Here is a 9,914-nt window from a genome sequence, read left to right on the forward strand (position 1 = left end):
ATATAATAATACTGGAATAAATACGATTATTAATAGAAAATACATAAAATTTGTTTGGAAAAATAATATAACATTATAGTAGGGGGATAATATGGATAATGTTAGTGTGAAGTTTAATACTGAAATAAAAGAAAAAAATACAAGATTATTATACAGCATATCTAAAAGAATAATAGACATTTTAGGTGCAGTTGTTGGATTAATTATATTAAGTCCAATATTAATAATTGTAAGTATTTTAATTAAATTAGAATCAAAAGGGCCTATAATTTTCTCTCAAAAAAGAGTAGGTCTTAATGGAAAAGAATTTAATATGTATAAGTTTAGGTCTATGGTGGTAAATGCTGAAGAATTAAAAGAAAAATTAGCAGAAAAAAATGAAATGTCAGGACCTATGTTTAAAATTAAAGATGATCCTAGAATAACTAAAGTTGGTAAGTTTATAAGAAAGACAAGTATTGATGAAATACCTCAATTATTTAATGTACTAATGGGAGAAATGAGTTTGGTTGGACCTAGACCAAGCCTACCTAATGAAGTTAGAGAGTTTGAACCTTGGATGTTGAAGAGGCTTGATGTTAAACCAGGACTTACTTGCTATTGGCAAGTAATGGGCAGAAATAATATAGATTTTGAAAATTGGATGAAGCTTGATTTACAGTATGTAGAAGATAGAAGTTTTTTATTGGATTTAAAACTTATATTTAAAACTTTATTTGTATTATTTGGTGATAAGAATGCTTGTTAAAAATAAAAAATTAATTAAAAAGGAAGAAGAAATAGGTAGTCATTATGATAATTTATCCTTTGGATATAGGAGTATTGTCTGATAAAGTATACAAGTTAGATGTTATTATATTAAATAGAATAGATGAATTAATTATTTGATATAGAAGAAAAAGTATATACAAGAGACTTATCTTGTAAAGAAAAAGAGGCGAATTTTATGAAAATATGTTTTGTAACTTCAAGTGGAGGACATTTAACTCATTTGATGCAGTTGGAGAGCTGGTGGAAAGATAAAGAAAGGTTTTGGGTTACTTTTAATAAAGAGGACTCTAGATCAATTTTAAAAAACGAAAAAAAATATTGGTGTCATTTTCCGACAAATAGAAATATTAAAAATTTAATTAAAAATACCTTCTTAGCCATAAAATTATTAAAAAAGGAAAAGCCGGATTTGATAATAAGTACGGGAGCAGCACCTGCAATTCCGTTTTTTTATATAGGTAAGTTATTTAGAGCTAAAGTGGTTTATATAGAAGTATATGATAGAATTGAAAAACCAACTATAACCGGAAAAATAGTTTATCCGATAAGTGATTTATTTATTTTACAATGGGAAGAACAAAAGAAATTTTATCCTAAGGGAAAAGTATTGGGGGGATTATTTTGATATTTGTAACTGTTGGAACTCACGAACAAGGTATGGATAGATTATTTAAAGAATTAGATAGATTAATAGAAGAAAAAAAATTTAATGATGAAGTGATTGCACAAATAGGATACAGTGATTATATACCTAAAAACTATGAGTATAGAAAAATGATATCATATGATGATATGGATGATTATATAAAAAGAGCAGATATAGTAATAACCCATGGTGGTCCAGGAAGTATTTTTCATGCTTTGAAATATGATAAGATACCTATAGTAGTACCAAGAAATCCGAAATTCAAAGAGCATATTGATGAACATCAAGTTTTATTTGTAAATAAATTAGAGAAAGAAAAAAGAGTGATTGCAGTATACAATATAAAAGAATTAAGTGGAAAAATAGAAAACTACTCCAAATTGAAAAATGAATTTAATTGCAGTAACTTAAATAATAATAAATTTATTAAGGAGTTTTCTAATCTAATTAATAATTTAATTTAAATTAATATATAACTAAAAAATGTAGTGATATGGAGAAGTTATTATGAAAATGGCAGTCATTATTCAATGTCATAAAAATTCAGATATTATAAATAGAATTATAGATTTTTTTGATGATGATTTTGATTTATATATTCACGTAGATAAAAAGTCTAATATTATTAGTGGGATCAATATAAAGAAAAATGTATTTATTCTAGAAGAAAGAAAAAATGTTATGTGGGGAAGATTTTCACAAGTTGAAGCAACTATAGAATTGTTTAAAAGTATTAAAAATAAAAATTACAAATATATACATTTTTTAAGTGGAGAAGATTATCCTGTAAAAAGCTTAGATTATATTAAAGAATTTTTCAATAACAATGATAAAGAATATATAGAATACGAAAAACTACCAACGCAAAATTTATCAAAGAATGGTAAGGATAGGTATTTGGTATATTACCCACAATTTATTATAGCAAGACCAAAACAAATATTTAAAAGACTATTAAGAATAATTTACAGAGAATTTGTTTTAAAGGTTAAAATCTTTCAACGAAATTTAAAAAATATTCCTGAATTATACTATGGATCTTCATGGTTTTCTATAACGGGAGATTGTATGGAGTATATATTAGATTATATTAATAAAAATGAAGAAGTATACAATTTTTTTAAAAATTCAATTTATCCAGATGAAATGTTTTTTCAAACAATAATAATGAATTCAAAGTTTAAAAACAATATAGTTAATAATAATTTAAGATATTTAGATTGGAGAGGTAATAAAGAATCACCTAAAAATTTAGAGCACATAGATATTGAAAAAGCAATTAATAGTAGCAATATTTTTGCAAGAAAAATCAATAATAGTTATATTATTGATTTTATAGATAAAAATCTAAGAGATAATTAAATGGTTAGCAATATTATTAATTTATATATAAATCAATAAGTTAAATTTTATAAGTAAATGGAGTTAATATATTAATGAAAAAAATTTTGATAATAAATACTGTTCCCTTTACAATGGGGGGGATAAGTTCAGTTATAATAAATTATTTGAAAAATATGAATAAAGAGGGCATGGAAATTACCATCATAGTCAACTCTAAAATTGAAGATACCTATAAGAAGTTTTTTTATGATAACAAAATTAAAATAGTTAATTTAGAAAGAAAGAAAAATATAATCAAATATATATATGAATTGCATAAAATATTGAAGAATAATAAGTTTGATGTAGTTCATATACACGGAAACAGTTCAACTATGGCTTTTGAGTCAATTCCTGCTTACTTAAATAAAATAGAAAAAATAATTGTACATGCTCATAGTGTTTCTTGCGATTATAAAATTACAAATAAAATTTTAAAGCCTATTTTAAAAAAAACATACACATTAGCATTTGCTTGTTCTAAGGAAGCTGGAAACTGGTTATTTGGAAAAAATGAAGAGTTTTTAGTTTTAAATAATTCTATTGATTTGAAAAAATATAAATTTAATAGTATTACAAGAAGTGAGATAAGAAGAGAATTAAATATAGATGATAACTACGTAATAGGGCATGTAGGATATTTTAATGAAGATAAAAATCATAAAAAAATATTTGAAGTAGTGAAATATTTAAAAGAAAAAATAAATGTAAAATTATTATGTATAGCTGGTAATTCTGAAATTCCGTATAGAATAAAAGAAATGATTAAAGAGTACGGAATAGAAGATAATGTTAAGATTTTATTAAGAAGAGATGATGTAAACAAATTATTACAAGGAATAGATCTATTTATATTTCCATCAAAGTCTGAAGGATTAGGTGTAGCGATAGTAGAAGCGCAGGCTACAGGGGTAAAATGTTTAGCTTCAGAGAATATTTCTAATATTGCAATACCATGTAAAAGCTTAGTTCATACAATGAGTTTAGCAACTGATAGCAATGAATGGGGAGATTTTATTTTAAATACTGAAAAAGTTAATGATGAATTGAGAAAAAATATGTGCGTAAAAGCAATTAATGAGTTGAAGAAAAGTGGATATGATATTAGTCTAGAGGTTGAAAAATTAAGACGAATTTATATTAATTAAAAGTTTAAAATATAAGTAGGTGAAAAAGAATAAATGAATAAAAAAATAAGGATTATTCAAGCGGTTGGATCGTTAGGTGTAGGCGGAAATGAAGTATTTGTAATGAATTTATTTAGAAATATAGATAAAGAGAAATTTCAGATAGATTTTGTTATATATGATGATTCAAGAATGGATTTTTATGAAGAGATAATTAATTCAGGAAGTAAAGTGTATATATGTAAAACGAATATTTCTAATAAGTATTTGAAAACATTGATTGAAGTTATAAAAACTAGGAAAGTATTAAAAAGGAAAAAATATGATATAATACATTGCCATTCTTGTTCTTTTTTTGGAATTTTTAGTGCGGCTATAGCAGGGAGATTTACAAAAAATATAAAAGTTATATCGCATTCACATAATCCTGGAATTCCTAAAAATAATTTTATAGATACCTTCACAAGAAATGTATTTAAAAGATATTTATCAAGAATTATAGATAGAGGATTAGCATGTTCAGATTTAGCGGCTGAAAGCAAATATACTGATAAGTTAATTAAATCCGATAATTTTAAAATGATAAATAATGCTATTGATATTAAAAAATTTGTATTTGATGAAAATATAAGAAAAGAAATGAGAGATAAATATAAGATTAAAGATGAATTTGTTATAGGTAATATAGGAAGATTAGAATTACAAAAAAATCAACAATTTTTATTAGAAGTTTTCAGTAAAGTAAAGAAGAAGAATGATTTAGCAAAATTAATAATTATTGGAGAGGGAACTTTAGAAAGTAATTTGAAGGAATATTGTATAAAAGAGGGAATAGAAAAAGATGTAATTTTTACTGGGAAGGTAAATGATTGTGAAAAGTATTATAACATGATGGATGTTTTTGTTCTAACTTCAAAATATGAAGGTTTTCCATTTGTTATGGTTGAATCACAAATAAATAGATTACCTGGAGTTGTATCATCGTCAATTACTAAGAGTGTTGATATTTTGGGAAATGTGAATTTTATTTCTTTAGAACAAAGTAGTGATTATTGGGCAGAAGTAATATTAAATAGTAAAGAACGTATAGCTTGTTCAGATAAATATAAAATTAAGTGTAAAGAATATGATTTAGGGTATCAAATAAAAGAAATAGAAAAAATTTATGTAGATTTATTATAATTTAATAGGAGTAAATGATAATGAAAAAATTTTCAATTGTTGTTCCGGCATATAATATAAAGAGTAAATTCTTTGAAGAGTGTATAAATTCAATAAAGAATCAGAGTTATAAAAATTTTGAAGTTATAATTGTGGATGATGGATCAGATAAAATTTATAAATATGATTATGAGAAAATAATCAAAGATGATACTAGATTTTCTATAATAACTCAGGAAAATAAAGGGGTTTCAATTGCAAGGAATAATGGAGTTAAAAATTGTACTGGTGACTACTTAATATTTATTGATGCTGATGATTATATAGAAAAAAATTTGTTAGAAAAGATGATAAATGTAATAAGTAGATATAAAGAATGTGATGTTATTTTATTTGAAAATTATGGCGAAGGTTATAGCAAAGAGGAGTATATAAAAAATTTAGATAAAAATGAACGCGAAAGTTTAATTAAAAAATTGATAGATGAAAATAATTGGTTAGGTGATGAATATAGCATAAAGCATTTTGGATCAGTATGGAATAAGTGTTATAGACTAGAATATTTAAAGTGTAATAATATTGAATTGGTTCCTGGAGTTAAGTATTCGGAAGATGTTTTATATTCTATAAAAGTAATATTTTCAAGTGAAAATATTATTTATACTAATTATCCTTTATATCATTATAGAATTTATGGAGAATCTACTTTTGACAAATATAATAAAAAAGCTGATATAGACTTATTGAATTTCTTAATTAAACTAAAAGAACTTTTAATTGAGTTAGGATTATATGATAAAATGTATGAAGCTTATCTTATGAAAGTATATACAAGCTATCAATTTGCTATGACATTAAAGTTTTTTAATAAAGAAAATAATGAAAAAAATAATAAAATTTCATGGAAAGAATTTAACAAGAATAAATTTATAAGAGAAATGATTTTAAAAGTGAATAAATCAAAACTTAATTTAAAGGGAAAATTTGTAGTTTTTTTTGCTAAAAACAATTTATATTTACCAATTAAAATTATTTATAAAATAAAAAACAATGTAAGATAGCAAATATAAGAATATTTAAATAAATATGTGAGGTTTATTATGAAATTACAAGCAAGAACAGTATTATTTTATGGGATTATAAGTTTAATTATTTTTGAAGCATTTAATAGCTTTGGATTAAGAAACTCTGTTTTTAAATTATTAAAATACTTAATAACACTTATAGTTTTTTTAATTTGTGCAAATGATATAAAAAATGATTTAAAAGAAAAAAAATCATTAGATTATATCTTTGAATTAAAGAGAATAGCTATAGTTTTAGTTGTATTTTTTTCTATTTCTATATTTAAAGTTTATCAAGTTAAAGTTTTTACATATAAAACAATTGAAGAATTAATGCAACTTACAATTCCTTTTGTGTATACATTTTTTATAATAAATTTTATGTCACTTGAAGATATAATGAAACTTATGAAATATGTTTTAGGTTTGTCTTTAATAGCATATGTTTTATCAATTGGTCTTGATAAATTTACAATAGCTAACTTTTTATCAATATCATTTTTTAATTCATATTCGCCTTTTGAATCAGCAGATTTTGCTGAAATTTCAAGTAGCTTATCTGCATTTTTTATATATTATAGAAAGAAATCACCTAAAGCAGCAATAATTAGTTTTATTTTTTGTTTTTTAGTTTTCAAAAGAATGTTATTACTTCAATTATTTGTTCTTGCATTTATTAGTATACTAAATTTAAGTGATAAAAAAGTAAATAATATAGTAATGTGGGGGACTAAATTCTTCTTTATTATTAGCACATTCTTTTTTTATTTTTTACTAAAACAAGAAAATTCATGGCTATTTAATAAATATACTGGTATGGATATTGGAGATTTTACTATGGGACGTGTATATAGATTATGGTATCCACTAAAAGAATATGTTAGTTATGGTTTTGGATCTACAAGTAATGTATTAGGACATAATTTAGAATTGGATTTAATAAAAATATTAATTGAAATAGGAGTAATAGGATTAATAATTTTTATATGTTGCTATTTAGATTTGGCTAGAAATAATTTTTATTCATTTGTAATAATGGGAGGTATATTTGGAAATTTATTATTTGCTTCATGTTTAACATCGACAGTAGGATGGATATTTAGATTAATATGTATAGCTGCAATATTTTATAAAAGAGATGAATTAAATTGTAATGAGGATGAAAATACAGAATATATTGGGAATGAATATATATAAATGGAGGAGTATAAAATGAAATTAAAACCACTTATATCATTTATTATACCAGTATATAATGGTGAAAAATACATTGATAAATGTATAAAAAGTATATTGAATCAGACTGTTAAGAAGTTTGAAATAATTATAATAGATGATGGCTCAAAAGATAATACATTTAATAAGTGTAAATACTATCAGAGTAAATATGATAATATAAAAGTGTTTACTCAAGAAAATCAAGGGGTTTCTACTGCGAGAAATAATGGTTTAAAAAATAGTTCAGGAGAATGGATTATTTTTGTAGATTCAGACGATGAAGTAGTAGAGGATTATATAGAATGTGTACTGAAGTATTTGGATAATGAAAGTGATTTGTTATTATTTGAATATGGATTAGATAAAAAGAATAATAAAGATATATCTAATAAAATATATACTGAAACATATGGTGAAGATAAAAAGAGTGATTTAATAAGATGTGCTTTAGATAATAACAGAATAAGTGAGAAGTGGGGCAATATATCATTAAGATCACCTTGTGCAAGAGTCTATAGGAAATCACTATTAGACAATCATAATATCCAATTTGCACCTAAAGTTAAAATGGGAGAAGATTTGTTATTCAATATCAACGTATATCTAAATGTAAATAAAGTTAAATATATAAAAAAAGTAGTATATATAGTATATGAACGAAATGATTCTGTATCGAGAGATTATATTGATAATATGGATGAAGTTGATAAATTATTTTATGATAACCTATATAAAATATTAGATAAGCATAATCTTTCAAAGGAAATATGGACATTATACTATAAAGAATCTTTTGTAGGAATAATGAGATGTATGAAATATCAATATTTTAATTCTAAGTGTAAATTAAGTTACTCAGAAGTAAAAAAAAGATTAAACAATATGATTGTATCAGAACCATATATAAAAGCGATAGATATAACAAAAAAGAATAGTAGTTTAGATAAAAAAATAATTGCGTGGTTATTATATTTTAGACTTTTTTATATTTTAAAAGTTATTTATACTATAAAAATTATATTTTAAATTAAAAGAAATATAATTAATTTGAAAGTAGAAGATTAGATTTAAGATATCTATATTTAATCAATACAATAGAAAAAATATTTTGTTTGTTATACGGAAAATAATGAAGTTACTTTTTATAAAATAATTAAAGAGGAGAAATTATAAAATGAAAAATTTAAAAGGAAATGTAAATTACTATGAGAAGTAGAGCAGCCATTAAAAATACAATTTATTCATTGATGTCATATTCAATTATTGTTTTAATAGGTTTTATAGCTCAGAGAGTATTTTTAAATATATTAGGAAAAGAATATTTAGGTATACATAGTTTGTTTAGCAATGTTGTTACTATGTTAGCAATAGTTGAGTTAGGATTTGGTTCGGCAGTTATTACAAATTTATATAGACCGGTAGCTTTAAATGATTATAAATTAATAAATAATTTATTATCATTTTATAAAAAAGTTTATAGATTTATGGCTAGTATAGTATTTATATTAGGAATACTTATAATGCCATTTATTGATAAAATAGTGGGCGAGACGTTATTAAATATTAATTTTAAATTTATTTTTTTATTTTATTTAATAGATACAGTATCATCGTATTTACTTTCTTATAAAAGATCTATAATATATGCTTATCAAAAAGCATATATTATAAATATAGTACATACTATTATGATAATACTTATGAATATATTACAAGTTGTAATACTTATATATACTAGTAACTTTTATCTATATTTAATAATAAAAGTACTTTGTAGAATTGGTGAAAATATTATCATTAATAGTATTGTAAATAAAAATTATTCATTTCTAGATGATAATTCAAAAGATAATTTACCGAGTGAAATTAAGGATGATATACTAAAAAAGGTAAAAGGGTTAATATTTCATAAAATAGGAACTTTTGTTGTATGTGGAACGGATAATATTATCATTTCTATGTTACCTGGATTAGGAATAGTATGGGTTGGTCTATATTCGAATTATTTATTAATTATAAATCAATTGTCTAGTATTATATCGCAAATTTTTAGTTCTCTTACAGCGAGTGTAGGGAATTTGGTGATAGAGGAAGATTCTAAAAAAAGTTATAAAATTTTTAAATGTATATTATTAATAAATTCATTTATATATACATATGCTGCAATTAGTATGTTTTTTATTTCGAAACCATTCATAAAATTATGGATTGGAGAAGAATATCTTTTTAAAGATTATGTAGTATTAGCTTTAGTAATAAATTTCTATTTAAATGGTATGAGAAATTCATATGCTTTATTTAAAGATGCTTCTGGAATTTTTTATGAGGATAGAATGGTTCCTATAATAGAATCAATTGTTAATTTATTTATATCATTAATTGCAGGATACTTTTTTGGGATAATTGGAGTATTTATAGGAACAATATGTAGTAATTTAGTTTTATTTTTATATTCATTTCCTAAATATGTATATAAAAGAATATTTGAAAGAAATATGAAAGAATATTTTAAGGAATTAGGATATTATTTTGGCTTATATATTC

Annotated in this window: 10 protein-coding genes; all 10 read left to right on the forward strand. The window is 22.9% G+C overall.

Annotation, left to right across the window (positions count from 1 at the left end):
- Window positions 1-91: 91 nt before the first annotated feature.
- On the forward strand, window positions 92-748 hold the full coding sequence (locus tag H9660_RS15010) for a sugar transferase (protein WP_191751192.1): 657 nt from the start codon (window positions 92-94) through the stop codon (window positions 746-748).
- Between the two features lie 198 nt (window positions 749-946).
- A complete protein-coding gene (gene pssD / locus H9660_RS15015) occupies window positions 947-1,396 on the forward strand; it encodes a PssD/Cps14F family polysaccharide biosynthesis glycosyltransferase (protein WP_191751193.1) in 450 nt (149 codons plus the stop codon).
- On the forward strand, window positions 1,393-1,881 hold the full coding sequence (gene pssE / locus H9660_RS15020) for a PssE/Cps14G family polysaccharide biosynthesis glycosyltransferase (protein ID WP_191751194.1): 489 nt from the start codon (window positions 1,393-1,395) through the stop codon (window positions 1,879-1,881). The genes pssD and pssE overlap by 4 nt, the downstream gene beginning before the upstream one ends.
- Before the next feature lie 43 nt (window positions 1,882-1,924).
- Window positions 1,925-2,779, forward strand: coding sequence for a beta-1,6-N-acetylglucosaminyltransferase (locus tag H9660_RS15025; RefSeq protein ID WP_191751195.1), 855 nt, complete (start codon window positions 1,925-1,927; stop codon window positions 2,777-2,779).
- A gap of 74 nt (window positions 2,780-2,853) precedes the next feature.
- Window positions 2,854-3,948: a glycosyltransferase gene (locus H9660_RS15030; protein ID WP_207729498.1), complete on the forward strand. Its 1,095-nt coding sequence runs from the start codon at window positions 2,854-2,856 to the stop codon at window positions 3,946-3,948.
- 33 nt (window positions 3,949-3,981) lie between these two features.
- Complete coding sequence (locus H9660_RS15035; RefSeq protein WP_191751197.1) at window positions 3,982-5,109, forward strand: glycosyltransferase; 1,128 nt, start codon at window positions 3,982-3,984, stop codon at window positions 5,107-5,109.
- Between the two features lie 20 nt (window positions 5,110-5,129).
- On the forward strand, window positions 5,130-6,149 hold the full coding sequence (locus H9660_RS15040) for a glycosyltransferase (protein WP_191751198.1): 1,020 nt from the start codon (window positions 5,130-5,132) through the stop codon (window positions 6,147-6,149).
- 39 nt (window positions 6,150-6,188) lie between these two features.
- Window positions 6,189-7,349, forward strand: a complete 1,161-nt coding sequence (locus tag H9660_RS15045) for a hypothetical protein (RefSeq protein WP_191751199.1) — start codon at window positions 6,189-6,191, stop codon at window positions 7,347-7,349.
- A gap of 15 nt (window positions 7,350-7,364) precedes the next feature.
- Complete coding sequence (locus H9660_RS15050; protein ID WP_191751200.1) at window positions 7,365-8,396, forward strand: glycosyltransferase family 2 protein; 1,032 nt, start codon at window positions 7,365-7,367, stop codon at window positions 8,394-8,396.
- Between the two features lie 179 nt (window positions 8,397-8,575).
- Window positions 8,576-9,914: lipopolysaccharide biosynthesis protein (locus H9660_RS15055; protein ID WP_191751201.1), on the forward strand; the 1,339-nt coding region annotated here is incomplete at its 3' end.

Origin of the sequence: Clostridium gallinarum (assembly GCF_014836325.1) — a bacterium.
Classification (GTDB): domain Bacteria; phylum Bacillota; class Clostridia; order Clostridiales; family Clostridiaceae; genus Clostridium; species Clostridium gallinarum.